The organism is Kitasatospora purpeofusca, from assembly GCF_034043715.1.
GTDB lineage: Bacteria > Actinomycetota > Actinomycetes > Streptomycetales > Streptomycetaceae > Kitasatospora > Kitasatospora purpeofusca_A.
In genome coordinates this window covers 146,028-162,823 of record NZ_JAXCLC010000006.1, presented here as the reverse complement: position 1 = coordinate 162,823, position 16,796 = coordinate 146,028, and the positions used below count along the sequence as shown (strand labels likewise).

14 protein-coding genes and 1 pseudogene are annotated in these 16,796 nt (G+C 75.6%); all 15 read left to right on the top strand.

What is annotated here, in order from left to right; all coding sequences use genetic code 11:
* Positions 1 to 157 precede the first annotated feature (157 nt).
* Complete coding sequence (locus SM793_RS05270) at positions 158 to 862, top strand: DUF4255 domain-containing protein (RefSeq protein WP_320436821.1); 705 nt, start codon at positions 158 to 160, stop codon at positions 860 to 862.
* Entirely contained in the window at positions 859 to 2,997 is a 2,139-nt protein-coding gene (locus SM793_RS05265) for an ATP-binding protein (RefSeq protein WP_320436820.1), read from the top strand. Before SM793_RS05270 ends, SM793_RS05265 begins: the two co-directional genes overlap by 4 nt.
* Before the next feature lie 281 nt (positions 2,998 to 3,278).
* Positions 3,279 to 4,835 carry a phage tail sheath family protein gene (locus SM793_RS05260; protein WP_320436819.1) on the top strand — a complete coding sequence of 519 codons (1,557 nt, stop codon included), beginning with the start codon at positions 3,279 to 3,281 and terminating at the stop codon, positions 4,833 to 4,835.
* 62 nt (positions 4,836 to 4,897) lie between these two features.
* Positions 4,898 to 5,338, top strand: a complete 441-nt coding sequence (locus SM793_RS05255) for a phage tail protein (protein WP_320436818.1) — start codon at positions 4,898 to 4,900, stop codon at positions 5,336 to 5,338.
* The gene (locus tag SM793_RS05250) at positions 5,335 to 5,835 is read left to right on the top strand and encodes a hypothetical protein (protein WP_320436817.1); all 501 of its coding nucleotides are present in this window, start codon (positions 5,335 to 5,337) and stop codon (positions 5,833 to 5,835) included. The genes SM793_RS05255 and SM793_RS05250 overlap by 4 nt, the downstream gene beginning before the upstream one ends.
* Positions 5,832 to 5,990, top strand: coding sequence for a DUF6760 family protein (locus SM793_RS05245; protein WP_320436816.1), 159 nt, complete (start codon positions 5,832 to 5,834; stop codon positions 5,988 to 5,990). Before SM793_RS05250 ends, SM793_RS05245 begins: the two co-directional genes overlap by 4 nt.
* A gap of 2,755 nt (positions 5,991 to 8,745) precedes the next feature.
* Positions 8,746 to 9,045: a hypothetical protein gene (locus SM793_RS05240; RefSeq protein ID WP_320436815.1), complete on the top strand. Its 300-nt coding sequence runs from the start codon at positions 8,746 to 8,748 to the stop codon at positions 9,043 to 9,045.
* Positions 9,046 to 9,078: 33 nt separating this feature from the next.
* On the top strand, positions 9,079 to 9,504 hold the full coding sequence (locus tag SM793_RS05235) for a phage tail protein (RefSeq protein WP_030394849.1): 426 nt from the start codon (positions 9,079 to 9,081) through the stop codon (positions 9,502 to 9,504).
* A gap of 86 nt (positions 9,505 to 9,590) precedes the next feature.
* Positions 9,591 to 10,289: pseudogene (locus tag SM793_RS05230) on the top strand (LysM peptidoglycan-binding domain-containing protein); the annotation flags it as partial.
* Positions 10,290 to 10,432: 143 nt separating this feature from the next.
* Positions 10,433 to 12,250: a VgrG-related protein gene (locus SM793_RS05225; RefSeq protein ID WP_320436814.1), complete on the top strand. Its 1,818-nt coding sequence runs from the start codon at positions 10,433 to 10,435 to the stop codon at positions 12,248 to 12,250.
* A gap of 70 nt (positions 12,251 to 12,320) precedes the next feature.
* Complete coding sequence (locus SM793_RS05220) at positions 12,321 to 12,638, top strand: PAAR domain-containing protein (protein ID WP_320436813.1); 318 nt, start codon at positions 12,321 to 12,323, stop codon at positions 12,636 to 12,638.
* Entirely contained in the window at positions 12,638 to 13,060 is a 423-nt protein-coding gene (locus SM793_RS05215; protein WP_030307173.1) for a GPW/gp25 family protein, read from the top strand. Before SM793_RS05220 ends, SM793_RS05215 begins: the two co-directional genes overlap by 1 nt.
* Complete coding sequence (locus SM793_RS05210; RefSeq protein ID WP_320436812.1) at positions 13,060 to 15,021, top strand: putative baseplate assembly protein; 1,962 nt, start codon at positions 13,060 to 13,062, stop codon at positions 15,019 to 15,021. The genes SM793_RS05215 and SM793_RS05210 overlap by 1 nt, the downstream gene beginning before the upstream one ends.
* Entirely contained in the window at positions 15,018 to 15,644 is a 627-nt protein-coding gene (locus SM793_RS05205) for a phage tail protein (RefSeq protein ID WP_320436811.1), read from the top strand. The genes SM793_RS05210 and SM793_RS05205 overlap by 4 nt, the downstream gene beginning before the upstream one ends.
* 287 nt (positions 15,645 to 15,931) lie before the next feature.
* The gene (locus tag SM793_RS05200; protein WP_320436810.1) at positions 15,932 to 16,645 is read left to right on the top strand and encodes a zinc ribbon domain-containing protein; all 714 of its coding nucleotides are present in this window, start codon (positions 15,932 to 15,934) and stop codon (positions 16,643 to 16,645) included.
* Positions 16,646 to 16,796 lie beyond the last annotated feature (151 nt).

Below are 16,796 nucleotides of genomic sequence, written 5' to 3'. Positions count from 1 at the left end.
ACCACATGACGGACAATCACATGCCAAGACACCGCACCGCCTTGACGGCAATTCGGCCACTCCTGACCCTCCCCCAGCCTTCGCCCGGGGGCGCCCCCATCGCGGGCGATCCCATTCCTCCCCGACCTCAAGACCGGGGTCTCCTTGGAGGCATCCGATGATCCACGAGGTCGACGAGGGGCTGCGCCGACTGCTCGCGGAGTCCGGCCTGGACGCGTCGGGCGTCGAGGTGGTGTTCGACGCGCCGACCCGCGACTGGGCGGCCCGCCGCAGCGCCCCGACGGTGTGCGTGTTCCTGTACGACGTCCGCGAGGACCACAGCCGGCGCGCCAGCGGCGCGGGCGAGGTGTACGACGCGGACGGCTTCCTCGCCGCGCGCCGCGCCCCGGCCCGCTGGTTCGAGCTGACGTACCTCGTCACCGCGTGGGCGAGCCGGCCGCAGGACGAACACCGGCTGCTCTCCCAGGTGCTGAGGTGCCTGGTGTCCACCGACGCGCTGCCCCCGCGCCTGCTCACCGGCTCACTCGCCGAACTCGGCCTCATCGTGGGCCTGGACGGCGGGGGCACCGGGCTCGACGCGCCCGCCGCCTCCGACGTGTGGTCGGCGCTGGGCGGCGAGCTGAGGCCGTCGCTGGGGCTGCGGGTGAGGGCGCCGCTGGCCGGGGCCACCACCGCCGTCGCCCCGCCGGTCACCGAGGGGCTCGTGGTCCGCGCCGCGGCCCGGGCCGAACCGGAGGAGCCGGGGGCCGCGCGGCGCCTGCGCTACACGGAGGCGGCCGAGCCCGGTCCGGAGGGCCTCGGTGGCCCCCGGGAGCGGGGGCCGGCCCCCGCCCGCCGCCGACGCGGGGAGCGGCAGCCGTGACGCGGACCCTGGAGCCCTCGACGACGGCCCCGGCCCCGGTCCCGTACCTGTGGACGCGGCTGCGGGTCGTCGAGGAGCGGGTGCGCGAGGCCGTCGCGATCCGGCGCGCGCTCGATCCCGATCCGGACGATCCGTACCGCGGCCAGTTCCTCACCCCCGAGGCGGTCGCCCGCGTCCTGGACGAGGGCGACCGGCCCGCTCCGCCCGCCCTGCCCGGTCCGGACGCGCCGCCGCCCGGCTCGCCGCTGGCCGTGCTCGCCGCCCGCTTCGCCCTGGCGCCCCTGGACCTGGACCTGCTGCTGGTGGCCCTGGCCCCGGACCTGGACACCCGCTTCGAGCGGCTCTACGGCTACCTCAACGACGACCTGACACGTCGCCGGCCCACCGTCGGGCTCGCCCTCGAGCTGTGCGGGCAGCACGGGGTGGCGGCGGCCCGGTTCCGGCTGGCTCCCTCCGCGCCGCTCGTCGCGGGCGGTCTGCTGGAGGTCACCGAGTCCGAACGGCCGCCCCTGTCCCGGGTGCTGACCGTCCCGGACCGGGTCACCGCGCACCTGCTGGGCGACACCGCGCCCGACCCGCTGCTGGCCGGTGTGCTCGCCCGTCCGGCCGGTGATCCGGCCGTCGACCCGGCCGAGCTGCGCCGGGCCGCCGCCGCGGCCGGGACCGGCACCGGCCACGTCCACCTGCGCAGCCGGGGCGGCGATCCCGAGGGGCTGGCCGTCGCCGCGCTGCGGGCGGGCGGACTGCCACCGCTGGCCCTGGACCCGGCCGCGCTGTCCCACGACCCCCGGGGTGTGCCGGGCGTCGCCCGGGCCGTCGCACGCGAGGCCCGGCTACTGGGCGCGGGCGTCCTGCTGGGGCCGCTGGAGGAGCTGCCCGACCGGCCCGACGAGCGGGCCAGGATCCTGCGCACGTTGTGCGACGCCCTGCGCGGCCTCCCCTTTCTCACCCACGGGACCGGCGGCTGGGAACCCGCCTGGGCGGCCGACACCCCCGTCACCCTGACGGTGGCGGCCCCCGCCCCCGACCGGCAGGTCGCACGCTGGCGGCACGCACTGGAGCAGGCCGGCGAGCCGCACGGCGCGGGGTGCGGCGGGGGCAAGGGCGTCGGCGCGGGCGTCGGCGGGAGCGTCGGCGAGGACGGGGCCGAGGCGCTCGCCCGGTCCGTCGCCGCGCACCGCCTGGACGCCGGGCAGTTGCGGAGGGCCGCCGGCACCGCGGTGCGCACGGCCGCGCTCGACGGCCGACCGGTCTCCCCCGACGACCTGCGCACGGCCGTCCGGGCCCAGAACGGCGCGGGGCTCGCCCGCCTCGCCCGCCGGGTCGAACCCGCGGTGGGCTGGGACGACCTGGTGCTCCCCGCCCCCACCCACCGCAGCCTGCGGGAGCTCGCGGTGCGCGCCCGCCACCGCGAGCAGGTGCTCGGGCAGTGGGGCATGCGGCCCGGCGGCGGGCGGGGGCGCGGGGTGATCGCACTGTTCGCGGGTTCGTCCGGTACCGGCAAGACGATGTCGGCCGAGGTGGTGGCGGCCGACCTGGGCATGGACCTGTACGTGGTGGACCTGTCCACGGTGGTCGACAAGTACGTCGGTGAGACCGAGAAGAACCTGGAGCGGATCTTCACCGAGGCCTCCGTCGTCAACGCGGTGCTGCTGTTCGACGAGGCGGACGCGATCTTCGGCAAGCGTTCGGAGGTCAAGGACGCCCACGACCGGCACGCCAACATGGAGTCGGCGTACCTGCTCCAGCGGATGGAGTCCTTCGACGGCATCGCCGTCCTGACCACCAACCTGCGCGCCAACCTGGACGAGGCGTTCACCCGCCGCCTGGACGTGATCGCGGACTTCCCGGTGCCCGACGCCGACCAGCGCCTCGCCCTGTGGGACCGCTGCCTGGGCGACCGGGTGCCCCGGGGCGACGACCTCGACCTCCGGTTCTGCGCGGACCGGTTCGACCTGGCCGGCGGCTCCATCCGGGCCTGCGCGGTGACCGCCGCGTACCTCGCCGCCGAGTCGGGCGGGCCGCTGACGATGGTCCAGACGGTGACGGCGGTCGCGCAGGAGTACCGCAAGCTCGGCCGGCTGGTACTGGAGGGCGAGTTCGGACCGTACGTGGCCCACGTCACGCGGGTCTGAGGCGGGGCCGGCCGGCGGACCGTCGCGGCGCGCCGTCAAGGGCCGGGGAGGGGAGGGCCGGGGAGGGCAGTGCGCTTGCCCCCGGGCAGGTCCCCCGGTCCCTCCCGCCGGTGACGGCCCGCCGGAAAGGCTGTGGGCGGGGCGCGACGGCGCGCGACCGGGATCCGTCGACGAGGTTCCGCCGTCCGCCGTCCGCCGTTTGCAGAACCTGGCCGGAGATCCGCCGAAGACCGTCCACCAGAAGACCGTCCACCGAAGACCGGTGACACGAAGGAGCGAGCATGCCGACGTACCTCACCCCGGGGGTCTACGTGGAGGAGGTGCAGTCCGGTGCCCGCCCGATCGAAGGCGTCGGCACCGCCGTCGCCGCGTTCGTGGGGTTCGCCCGGACCGGCCCGTTCCACGAGCCGACGCTCGTCACCAGCTGGGACCAGTACTCCCAGCGCTTCGGCGGGTTCACCGAGGGCGCCTACCTGCCCCACGCGGTCTACGGGTACTTCGCCAACGGCGGCGGCGCCGCGTACGTCGTCCGGGTCGGCGGCTCCGACCTGGACAGCTCCGCGCCCGCCGCCGCGACCCCCGAGCAGCGCGCGGCGGAACCCGTCGCGCTCGGCGGGTTCCTGCTCGCGGCCCGGCCGGGCGTCACCGGCGTCTCGGTGGAGATCGCCGACGCGGACGGCGAGAACCCGCCCGAGGACCGGTTCAGGCTGCTGGTCCACCGCGACGGGGCGGTGGCCGAGACCTTCGAGGTGTCGGCCCGCCGGAACGTCAAGGGCTACCTCGTCACCCAGGCCCGCGGCTCGGCGCTGATCGAGGTCACCGAGCAGCGCGGCACCGCCCAGGGCCGGCCCGCGAACCAGACCGCGGCCCTGCCCGACGCCCCCGCCGCCGTGCCCGCCCCGGCCGCCGGCCAGGGCGCGGCGGCCCGGCTCGACCCGGCCGAGTACGTCGGCGACGCGGCGACCCGCACCGGGCTCGGCGGCCTGGAGACCATCGACGAGATCACCATGGTCGCGGTGCCCGACCTGATGGGCTCCCACCAGCGCGGTGACATCGACGCCGAGGGCGTGCGCACCGTCCAGCTCGCCGTGATCTCGCACTGCGAGCAGATGGGCGACCGGGTCGCCGTCCTGGACGCCCCGCCCGGTCTCTCCGCGCAGCAGGTGCGGACCTGGCGCAACGACGAGGCGGGCTACGACTCCCGCTACGCCACCCTCTACTACCCGTGGATCCGGGTCTTCGACCCGGCCGCCGGGCGCAACACCACCGTCCCGCCGAGCGGCCACATCGCCGGCGTGTGGGCGCGCAGCGACGCCGAGCGCGGGGTGCACAAGGCCCCCGCCAACGAGGTGATCCGCGGCGCGGTCGACCTGGAACTGCGGCTGAGCAAGGGCGAGCAGGACCTGCTCAACCCGATCGGGGTGAACTGCGTCCGGGCCTTCCCCGGCCGGGGCATCCGGATCTGGGGCGCCCGCACCCTCTCCTCCGATCCGGCCTGGCGCTACCTGAACGTGCGCCGCCTCTTCAACTACCTGGAGGAGTCCATCCTCCTGGGCACCCAGTGGGTGGTCTTCGAGCCGAACGACGACCGGCTCTGGTCGAGCATCCGGCGCAACGCCACCGCGTTCCTCACCGAGGAGTGGCGGCGCGGCGCGCTGTTCGGGCGGACGGCCGCGGAGGCGTTCTACGTCAAGTGCGACCGGGACAACAACCCGCAGGAGTCGATCGACCAGGGCCGGGTGATCTGCGAGATCGGTGTGGCGCCGGTCAAGCCGGCCGAGTTCGTGGTGTTCCGGCTCGCGCAGTTCTCCGACAGCACCAGCCTCATCGACGAATGACCCGCAGGTCCGACGGTCCCGGGACCACCGGGACGAGCAGCAACGAAAGGTGACGGACAGCCATGGCAGAGGGCGATGCTCTTTCCACCCATATCTTCGGCGTGCAGCTCGGTGGCTACCTGGTCGAGTCGGTCCAGGAGATCAGCGGCCTGACCGTCGAGGAGGAGGTCGTCGAGGTCCGGCAGGTCAGCAAGGACGGCAAGCAGATCATCCGCAAGCAGCCCGGCGCCCGCCAGGCCGGCGAGGTCACGATCACCCGGGGACTCGACAAGAGCAGCGAGTTCACCCTGTGGATCAAGGAGACCCTGAACAACGGGGCCGTCGACACCGCTCGGCAGAACCTCACCATCGAGATCAAGGACTCCACGGGCGAGACCGTCCGGCGCATCCAGCTGATGAACGGCTGGGCCTCCAAATGGGAGGGTCCCTCCCTCAAGGCCGGCGAGTCCGCCGCGGCCACCGAGTCCGTGACCATCGTGTTCGAGGAGATCATCGTCGAATGAGGCGACGTACGGTGACGGCGGGCAGCCTGGAGGAGATCCTCCGGGCCACGGAGCCCGCCCCGGCCACGGCCCCGGCACCGCCGGCGGCACCCTCCGCCGCCGCTCCGGCCCGGCGCGAGGAGCACGCGCTGCGCACCGAGTTCGAGTTCGAACTGCCGCGCGGGTACGTGGACGAGGCGGGCACCCTGCACCGGCACGGCTCGATGCGCCTGGCCACCGCCCGCGACGAGCTGCGGCCCCAGATCGACCTGCGGGTCAAGGAGAACCCGGCGTACCTGAGCGTGGTGCTGCTCAGCCAGGTCATCACCCGGCTCGGCACCGTCACCGACGTGCACGCCGGGGTCGTGGAGCGGATGTACGCGACCGACGTCGCGTTCCTCCAGGACTTCTACCGGCGCGTCAACAGCGAGGGCCACACCCGCGCGGCGGTCACCTGCCCGCACTGCGAGGGCGGCTTCGAGGTCGACCTCTCCGGTGGGCGCCTGGGGGAATCGTGACGTACGCGCTCCCCCGCCTCAGGGAGGAGATCGCGTACATCGCCTACCACTTCCACTGGCAGCGCGACGAGATCCTCGACCTGACCCATGCCGAACGCCGGCAGTGGGTCACCGAGATCGCTCGGATCAACTCTCGGATCAACGAAGGCGGTTGAGCAGATGGGGTGGCGGGACAGGGTGCGTCGGCGCGGCGCCGCGCCGGACGTCGCGCCCTCGGACGGCACGGGCTCGGCGGTTGCGGGCGGCGCGGGTGCGGGCGCGGCGGGCGCGGGCCAGGAGGCCGCCGCCGGCCGGGGTCCCGGCGTGCCCGCAGACTGGGACGGCGGCTGGCGCCGCACCGCGCCGGGCCTCCTGACCGTGTCCCGGGCGCCGATGAGCGTCAGCGACGGACTCGCCTTCCGGGACGGGCTGGCCGCCTGGCGCGATCCGTCCTTCGACACCGGTCTCGCCCACGCCCTGCTGCCGACCGCCCCGACCGGCCTCGTCCGCGGCATCACCGGCCCCGCCGTCGCGCACCCCACCCACAGCAGCGGCGGCCCGCTGCTGCTCAGGGCGCTGCGCCCGTCCGAGGCGGACGCCGCGCCGGACGCCGTGCTGGGGGCGGGGGCGGCGCAGCGGGAGGCGCCTCCCGCACCGGGTGCGCAGGCCGCCGGGCGCGCGCGGCCGGGTGGGTCGAGTGCGCACGTGGCGGGTGCGCGTGCTTCGGGTGCGCGCGCTTCGGCGAAGGGCGCTCCGGTGTCCGCACAGGCCGCGCCCGCGGTAAGCACCGGCACCGACCGCTCGCAGGCCGAGGTGGCCGGCGAGCGCCCGGTTCGGACCGGCGGCGGGCGGGAGACCCCCTCGGGGGCCGGGGCGGCGGCCGATGCACCCGGCACCCCTGACCGCCCGCCCGCGCAGCCTGCGCAGTCCGCGGCGGTGCTCGGTGCGGACGCCGCTCCCGTCCTCCAGCGCGCCGAAGCGACCGCCGCAGCCCCGGCCGGTCCCGGCCGTACCCCAGCACCCGCACGGCTCCCGCTGGTCCGCCGCGTCGCGGTGGTCCCCGGCGCCTCCGGCGAGGGCGCCCCGGGGGCGGCGCCCGCAGGCCGTCCCGTACAGCGGACCGCCACCGGATCCGGATCCCTCCCCGCCGCCACCGGCCGCCAGCCGGGCCGGGAGGCCCCCGCCACCACCGGCACCCGTCCCGGCCACCCCAGCGAAGGGGCTCCGGCGGACCGCGCCGAAGCGACACCCGCCGTCGTGCGGACGCGCCCTGTCGGCCCGTCGCTGACCGTCGCCAGGGTGCCCGCCACACCCAGGCGCCGCGTGCCCGCCGTACGACCCGCTGCCGCCCCGGCCCACATCGGCGGGCCCTCCCCCGACGCGCCCGTACAACAGGCGACCGACGACGCGCCCCCTCTCGGCACGCCGCCGGCCGAAGTCCCGGCGCCCGCCGCGCCCTCGGACATGGTCGGCCCCAGTCCGGACGTCGCACCGGCCATGCCCGTCGTCCAGCGGCAGGCGGAGGCCGCCCCCGACCGGCCCGGCACGCCTGTGCGGGGCGGGGACGCGACTCCCGTGCAACGTGCGGCCGACCGCCCTGCCCCGGGCGCTTCGACATCCGAACTCCCGCCTGCTACCCGGCCCCTGGCGCCGGAGGTCACCGTCCCCGCGCCAGCCGCGCCCACGCTCCAGCACCGGGCGGAGCGCACAGTCGACGCACCTGTGCAGCGCGCGGCCGACCACCCCACCCTCGGCGCACCAGCGACCCAACTCCCCACCACCGCCGCACCCTCGGGAGCAGATCCCACCCCTCCCACGCCGGGCCTGCCGATCGTCCAACGCGCGACGGAGACCACAACCGACGCACCCGTGCAGCGCGCGGCCGACCACCCCACCCTCGGCGCACCCTCGTCCGAACCCACCACCACGGAAGCACTCCTGGAGCCAGCTCCCGCCACCCCCGTACCACCCATGCCGATCGTCCAACGCGCGACGGAGACCACAACCGACGCACCCGTGCAACGCGCGGCCAGCCGACCGACCCTCGGTCCGCCGATGGCCGAACTCCCCGCTACCGCAAAACCCTTGGGAACCGGCACGGCCGTCCGGGCGCAGGCCGGCGAACTCCCCTCCGCACCTTCGGCGCCGACCCGGCCGGTCGTGCAGCGGCAGCCGGAGGCTCCGGCTGCCGAGGGCGGCCCCGGGCGGACCGTGCGGCGTCCGCGCGCCGGATTGGGGGCCCCGCTGCCCGCGATGCCACGGACCGCCAACCGTCCCGCAGTCCCGTCCACGCTCCAGCGCATGCCCGTGACCGTGCCCGTGTCGGAAGCGGGACAGCACCCCGCGTCCCCGGCCCCGTCACCAGCTCCCACGTCCCCGACCACCGCGTCCCGGCACGGCGGTCGCACCGGAGTTCCCGCGCCGCCCGCAGCGGCGAGGACGAGCGGGCCCGTCCCGCTCGTCCTCGCCGGTCGGGCCGGGGCCCCGGGCCGGGTACCGGCCGCTCCGCACCACAGCGTCCAACTGCTCGCGGCGCGGCCCCTGGCCCTCGGCAGCGACCGGGACATGGGGAGTGCGACGGCCCCCGTCCCTGCCGCCCGCGCGGTGAGCCGCCCGGTGGTCGCGGCACGCTGGGCCGCTCCGCCCTCCCCCGACGCACCGCAGCACGTCCAGCGAGCGCCCGGCGCCCCCGGCCCGCACCCGGCGGCGGCGTCCGACCCCCTTCGCGGACCCGAAGCCCTCCGTACCTCCGACCCCGGCCGCCCGTCCGGCCCGCTGCCCGTGACCACCCCGCACGCGCCACCGCTGGTGGTCCGGCCTTCCCCGGCCGAGTCCTCGGCACGGCCCGTACCCGTGGTGCCCCTGCTGCGGTCCAGGACGCCGGACCCCGGCGGCACGCCGGGAGTCCCCCCGGCGGCGCCCCCGCTCCCCGTGCAACGCGACACCGGCAGCGTCCGCGGCGCCGCCCCGGCCACCACCGCCCAGCGCACCAACGCCCCCGGCACCACCGTCCCGGCCACCACCACCGCCCCGCGCACCACCGTTCCGGACCAGCGCGCCACCGCCGCCGACCGAACCGGCGGAAGTCCGCGTGCCGCCGGGCCACAGGGCGGCGATCTCGACCTGGACGACCTGGCACGCCGCCTGCTCGACCCGGTCGCCCGCCTGCTGCGCGCCGAGCTGCGGCGCGGCCGGGACCGAGCGGGCAGGACCTTCGACGGCCGCCGCTGAGCACCGCACGAACGAGAAACGGACGACGGACCGATGACGGACAACATCTTCGCGACCAGCGTGTTCTTCCGGCTGGCGATCGGCGGCAACGACCTGGGCGCCTTCCACACCTGCTCCGGCATGGGCGCCGAGGTCGAGATGGAGAGCTACGCCGAGGGCGGCAACAACGGCTTCACCTGGCAGCTCCCGGGTCGCGTGACCTGGTCGAACATCACCCTCACCCGGCCGGTCACCGCCGACACGGCGAAGATCGGTCGCTGGCTGGACGAGACGCTTCGGCGGGTCGAACCGAAGGACGGCGAGATCGTGGCCCTGCGGCCCGATCTGAGCCGGATCATCAGCTGGCAGGTCTTCGGGATCGTCCCGGTCCGCTGGCAGGGTCCGTCCTTCGACCCCGCCAACTCCGCGGCCGCGGTGGAGACCCTGGAGATCGCCCACGCGGGACTGCTCCCCGCCTGACCGTCCTACCCACCGCCCCGCCTGACCGTCCCGCCACCGCCCCGTCCGACGACCGCCGCACTCCCGCTCCGGAAGGAAGCCACGCCATGGCCTTCTCGGCACGCGCCAGCCGCGCCAGGGCCCAGCTCACCCTGAAAGAGCCCCCGGCCTCGGTCGGGGCCAAGCCCGGCGGGACGATCGCCCGGCTCGACCTCCAGTTCAACCCCTCGACCCTGCAGCTGGGCAAGACCACCGAGTGGCGACGGTCCCCGTCCCGGATGGCGGGGCAGTCGGCGCTGCCCGAGTTCGTGGGCAGCGGCCCGCGCACCCTGAGCCTGGAGGTCTTCCTGGACGCCACCGCCACCCACGACGACTCGGTGGAGCAGGCGGTCGAGAAGCTGATGAAGGCGTGCGTGCCGACCCCGGCCAGTCTCGGCCGCAAGAAGCCGGCGAGCCCCTGGGTGCGATTCGAGTGGGGCAGCGCGCGAACCACCTCGTTCGACGGGGTGCTGTCGAACCTGTCGGTCTCGTACACGCTCTTCGACGTGGACGGCACGCCGTTGCGGGCGACCTGCTCGCTCTCCATCGAGGAGGCCAGCGTCGAACCGCCCGGCCAGAACCCGACGTCGGGCGCGCGCACCGCACGCAGCACGCACACCCTGGTGGCGGGCGACAGCCTGGCGATGCTGGCCTGGCGCGAGTACGGCGACGCGACGGCCTGGCGGGTGATCGCGGAGGCGAACGGCATCGACGACCCGATGGCGCTCGCCCCGGGCACCGAGTTGGTGGTGCCGGCCCTGCGGGACGACGACCACGTCCGAGCGGCCGGCGACAGACACGCCTTCGACAACGGACACGACAGCGGGCACGACAGCGGAGCCGACAACGGACGAAGCAGCGGACGAAGCAGCGGCAGCGGGCCGGGCAACGGCAGCGGCGAGGGGGAACGGTGAGCGGGTTCGATTCCGGGGGCAGGTCCTTCGCGGCCGACCCGATCGTGGAGGCCCCCGGCGAGCTGCCGCAGATCTGGGCGGCGCAGCTGGTCAGCTGCGTGGTCGACGAGAACGTGAGCCTGCCGGACGCCGCCGTGCTCACCTACCGCGACCCCGACCACGAGTTCCTGCGCGCCACCGGCGTCACCATCGGCTCCCCGCTGCGCGTGTCGGTGACGACGGCGAAGGGGCAGGCACGGGAACGGCTGTTCGACGGAGAGGTCACGGCCCTGGAGATCGACCGGGACGGCACCGGGTCGTTCACCGTCGTCCGCGCCTACTCCAAGGCCCACCGGCTCCAGCGCGGCCGCAAGGTCGTCGCGTACCGGAACATGACGGCCGCGGACATCGTCCGCAAGGTGGCTGCGGGCGCCGGCCTGGCAGTCGGGAAGGTGGAGGCCGCGCCGGTGACCTACCGGCAGCTGTCCCAGGCGAACGTCTCCGACTGGGAGTTCCTGCAGTTCCTCGCGGGCGAGAGCGGTGCGCTGGTGCGCGTCGACGACAAGGGGCTGCTCCAGTTCACCAGGCCCGCGAAGGCGTCCGGGGCGCCCTCCCCCTCGACGTCGGCCGCGCTCGACCCGATGGTCCTGGAGTACGGGCGCAACCTGCTGGCGCTGCGGGCCGCGCTGTCGGCCGCCGACGGAGCCTCGAAGGTGCAGGTGCGCGGCTGGGACGTCGCCACGAAGCGGCCGTTGGTCTCCGAGCAGCCGTCCGTGGTCAGCGACACCGTGGTGCCGGGGCTCGCTCCAGGGTCGGCCGCCCGGTTCGGGACATCGGCCGTGGCCGTCACCGACACCCCCTACCGGACGCAGGCGGAGACGGCGGCGGCCGCCCGCGCGGCGGCGGCCCGGGTGAGCGCCGGCTTCGGCGACCTGGAGGCGGTGGCCGAGGGCAATCCGCTGCTGCGGGCGGGCAGGCCGGTGGCGCTGGGCAACGTGGGGCCGGCGTTCTCCGGCCGGTACACGGCGACGGCCGTGCAGCACGTGCTGGAGCCGCACGGCGGCTACCGCACCACCGTGTGGGTCGGTGCCGGCCCGGACCGCTCCCTGCCCGGTCTGATGACCGGCGCCGACGCTCCGGGGCGCGGCCCGCGCATCCCCGGCCTGGCGATCGGCGTGGTGACGGACGTGCGCGAGCCGAACGGCTCCGAACGCGGCGCGGTGCGCCTGACGTTCCCCTGGCTGGACGGCACCTACGTCACCGACTGGGTGCGCACCGTCCAGTGGGGCGGCAAGGGCGGTGGCGGGGTGGTGAGCCCCGAGGTCAACGACGAGGTCCTGGTCGGGTTCGAGCAGGGCCTGTTGGACAGTCCGTACGTGATCGGCGGACTCTACAACGGGGTGGACCGGCCCTCGCCGCACGAGGTGCCGCTGGTCGACGCGACCAGCGGCAAGGTCAACCGCCGTTCGGTGGCCTCGCGTTCGGGCCACCGCGTGGAGCTGCTGGACGCGCCGGCGCCGGGCCCCTCCGGGCTGCGGCTGGTGACCGGCGACGAACGGCTGGAGGTCCGCCTGGACGACCGCCGGGACCGGATCGAGCTCACCGTGTACGCGGGACGGAACCGTCCGCTGGCCTCCGTCCTGCTGGACCGGGACGGCATCACGCTCGACGCCCGGCAGGGCACCGTGAAGGTGACCGGCCGGCAGGTGGACATCGACGGCACGGCCGGGGTCAGCATCGGCGGCCGGTCGGTCCAGGTCTCCGGGACGGCGGACGTCTCCGTCGACGGCGGCCTGCTCGCCGTCCTCAAGGGCCGCCTCGTCCGGATCAACTGACCCCCCGTGAGCATCCCCCACTCCCCCGATCCCTCTCCCCCCGTCTCCCCCTTCTCCCCGAGGAGCCCCGATGCCAGCCGCAGCCCGTACCGGTGACCCCACCAACCACGGTGGCCGGATCACCACCCCGCCGCCCGGCACCGCCGCGCGGGTGGCGACGGTGCTGATCGGCGGACGGCCCGCCGCCGTGGTGGGCAGCCTTCACGTCTGCCCGGTCCCGCCGCACGCGGCCCTGGGGCCGGGGAACGTGCTGCTGCCCAACCCGGCCGCGGTCACCGGTGGTGCGGTGCTCATCGGCGGACTGCCCGCCGCGCGGGCCCGCGACCAGGCGGCTTGCGGCGCGGCGGTCCTGACCGGTGCGCCCGACGTGCTGATCGGGGGCCTGTGATGGGCGACCGGTTCATCGGGCGCGGCTGGGCGTTCCCACTGCGGGTCGGGCCGACCGGCGGGATCGCCATGGTCGAGCGGGAGCGGGAACTGGAGGAGGCCATCCGCCTCGTGCTGGGCACCGCGCCCGGCGAGCGACCGATGCGGCCCGACTTCGGCTGCGGCATCCACGAGTACGTCTTCGCCCCCGGCGACGGCGTCACCGCGGGGCGGATCGCCCAGCAGGTGCGCGAGGCGCTGGAGCGCTGGGAGCCGCGGATCGCGGTGGACGAGGTCGTCGTGGCCTTCGACGCGGTGGAGACGGCCACCCTCTACATCGACGTGCGCTACACGGTGCGCACCACCAACGACCGGCGCAACCTGGTCTTCCCCTTCTACACGATCCCCTCCGAGGAGGGGACCGAGGAAACGGTCGCCGACTGATGGCCCTGCCCTCCCCCAACCTGGACGACCGACGGTTCCAGCAGCTCGTCGACGAGGCGAAGCGGTACGTGCAGCAGCGCGCCCCGGAGTGGACCGACCACAACGTCTCCGACCCGGGCGTCACCCTGATCGAGACGTTCGCCTACCTCGTGGACCAGCTGCTCTACCGCCTGAACCGGGTCCCGGACAAGAACTACCTGGCCTTCCTGGACCTGTTGGGCATCCGGCTGTACCCGCCGTCGGCGGCCGTCGCCGAGGTCGACTTCTGGCTGTCGGCCCCCCAACCGGACACGGTGACGCTGCCCGCGGGCACCGAGGTGACGACCGCGGCCGGCGAGACCGAGGCGGCCGTGGTCTTCGCCACCACCGACGACCTGCGCATCGTGCCGAGCGAGCTGACCCGGCTGGTCACCGCGCCCCGCACCGGTGAGCAGACCGACCGGACGGGTGCGCTGGCCGAGGGCCGGGACATCCCGTGCTTCCAGGCCGCGCCCGAGCCCGGCGACGCGCTGCTGTTCGGCCTGCCGACGGCGGTACCGCGCTGCGTGGTCGCGGTCCGCCTCGACAGCCGCGTCGAGGGCGTCGGGGTCGACCCGCGCCAGCCCCCGCTGGTGTGGGAGGCCTGGGACGGCGGCCGGTGGCAGCGCTGCGAGACCGGCTCCGACAGCACCGGAGGGCTGAACCGGCCCGGCGAGGTCATCGTGTACGTTCCGGCCGGACACACGGCGTCGCTGGTCAACGGGACCCGGGCGGGCTGGCTGCGCTGCCGGGTCACCGAGGCGGAGCCGGGGCAGCCGTTCTACTCCGAGTCGCCGACGGTGCGCGAGGCGGCCGTCTTCACCGTCGGCGGCACGACGGCCGTGGAGCACGCCGAGCGGGTGACCGACGTACCGCTCGGCGTGTCGGAGGGGGTGGCGGGGCAGTCCTTCCGGCTCGGCCGCCCGCCCGTGCTGCTCGACGGGGAACCCCCGGTGGTGGAGGTGTCCTCGCCGGACGGGTGGCAGCGCTGGGAGGTGGTGGAGCACTTCGGGCGTTCGGGTCCGGCCGACCGGCACGTCCGGGTGGACGCCACCACCGGCGAGTTCGCGTTCCCGCCGGTGCTGCGCGAGGCCGACGGCACCCTCCGTCCGTGCGGGGCCGTACCGGCCAAGGGCGCCCGGATCCGGGTGGCCCGCTACCGCACCGGCGGCGGCCCGGCGGGCAACGTCTCCCGCGGCGCGGTCTCCGTCCTGCGCAGCTCCGTCCCGTACGTCGCCCGGGTCGTCAACCGGGAGGCGGCGCGCGGCGGTGTCGCCGGGGAGACCATCGACAACGCCAAGCTGCGGGCACCGGAGACGCTGCGCATGCAGGAGCGCGCGGTGACCGCCGAGGACTACGAGGTCATCGCCCGGCAGGCGGCACCCTCCGTGCGCCGGGTCCGCTGCCTGCCCGACCGGGACGCGGGCGCGGGCGCGGTGCGGGTCCTGGTGGTGCCGGACGCGGTGGCCGACGCGGGCGGCCGGCTGCGCTTCGAGCAGCTGATCCCGTCCGACCAGGTCCTCGCCAGGATCACCGCGGCCCTCGACGAGCGGCGCCTGATCGGCACCCGGCTCCTGGTCGAGCCGCCGTTCTACCAGGGCGTCACCGTCGTCGCCCGGCTCTCGGCACCGGCCGCGGACGCCGACCGGGTGCGCGACGCGGCGCTCGACGCGCTCTACCGGCACCTCGACCCCTTGCGCGGCGGACCCGACGGAACGGGTCGGCCGTTCGGGCGGCCCGTGCAGTACGGGGAGGTGTTCGGCGTGCTGCAACGCGCCGTCGGGGAGGTGGTGGTGGAGGAGATCCGGCTGTTCGCCGCCGACCCGGTCACGGGCCGGCGCGGCGCCCCGGTCGACCGGATCGACGTCGGCGCGGGCGCGCTGGCCTTCTCCTACCAGCACCAGGTGGTCGTGACCGCGCGGGAGCCGGAGGTGCGCGGATGAGCCGGGCCGCGGTCCCGGGCCTGCCCAGCCGGCACCCGATCGGCGAGCAGCTGCCCGCGCTGTACGCCGACGACGACTTCGCACAACGGTTCACGGCGGGGCTGGACACGGTACTGGCCCCGGTGTTCACCACCCTCGACAACCTGCCCGCCTACTTCGATCCGCGACTGGCCCCGGCCGACTTCCTGGCCTGGCTGGCCACCTGGGTGGGCGGCGCCGACGACCCGCGCTGGCCGCTGGCGTTGCGCCGCGAGGCGGTGGCCCGCGCGGTGGAGCTGCACCGCCGGAGCGGCACCGGGCGCGGCCTGGTCGAGGCCCTGCGCCTGGTGCTGGGCGTGTCCGCCGAGATCACCGGGGACGGCGGGGCCGCCTGGTCGAGGACGGCCGGTGGCGCGCTGCCGCCCGCCCCGGCCGACGAGGTGGTCGTCCGGGTGTGGCCGCGGCACGGCGGAGCGGCGGACGCGGCGAACCAGGTGGACGCCGCGCACGAGGCGGACCCGGCGCACGAGGTGGACGAGGTGGACGCGGACCGGGTCCGCGCGCTGGTCCGGAGCCTGTGCCCGGTCCACACGGTCTGCCGGGTGGAGGTCCTCCCGGGACCGCCCACGAGTGAGGAGGGGTGACGGTGATGCGCGAGTGTCCCGCGTGCGGGGCGTCCAACGGCCCGACGGACGGCTTCTGCGGCAACTGCGGTTCGTACCTGGACTGGTCGGACACCCCGGACTCCCCGGCGGCCCCGGCTGCAGCCCCCTTGCCTCCCTCCGAGCCCTCACCATCCGACCCCTCATCTCCCGCCGAACCCCCTCGCCCCTCCGACCCTCGCCCCTCCGACCCTCCGCCCCCCGACTCACCGCAGCCCGTGCGGCCGGCGAAGGCCGTCGCACCACGTCCGGTCGTCCGGCCGGTCCCGGTGGACGACACCGCCACCGGGACGCCCTGTCCCTCCTGCGGCACGCCCAACCCGCCCGACCGCCGCTTCTGCCGCCGCTGCGCGACCCCGCTCACGCCCGGTACGGCGCCACCGCCGCTCCCCTGGTGGCGAACGATCCGGCCGCTGCGCCGCCGCACCCGGGCCGGCTCGGGCCGGACAACGCGCTTCCTGGTGATCCTGGCCGTGGTGCTGGCCCTGTGCGCGGGCGGCTTCCTGCTGCTGCCGGCCGGCCGGAACCTGATCGAGGACACCCGGGACAAACTGGGCAAGAGCAAGCCGGTGACCCCGGTCCGAGTGGAGGCGAGTGCCGAGATACCCGGCCGGCCGGTCGGCAACGCCACGGACGGGCTCAGCAACCGCTACTGGGGCGCACCCGGCCCCGGCGCCTCGGTCACCTGCACCTTCGCCAAGCCCTTCCGCTTGGTGGCCGTGATCGTCACCAACGGCGCCTCGACCTCACCCGAGGACTACGCCCGCGAGGGCCGGGCACTGCGGATCGACCTGGAGGTGACGGCCTCGGACGGCCGGAAGACGGTCAAGCAGCTGACCCTGACCGACAAGCCCGGCCCGCAGACCTTCCCCACCGGCATCAGCGACGCCACCACCGTCCGCCTGACCCTCGACTCCCCGGCGGGCCTGGACGGCGACCGCCATCTCGCCCTGGCCGAGCTGGAGTTCTTCCAGCGGGCCTGAGCCCCCGCAGGCCCCCCAGCCTGACCGACCGCGCCACCGAGGCCCGCGTCGAGCGAACACGACCACCGCGCCGCGGCACCGACCGGCCGCGAAGCCGAGTGCGCCGACGGGATGACGGCCACGAACATGTGTATACGGCCACCTTTTTCGG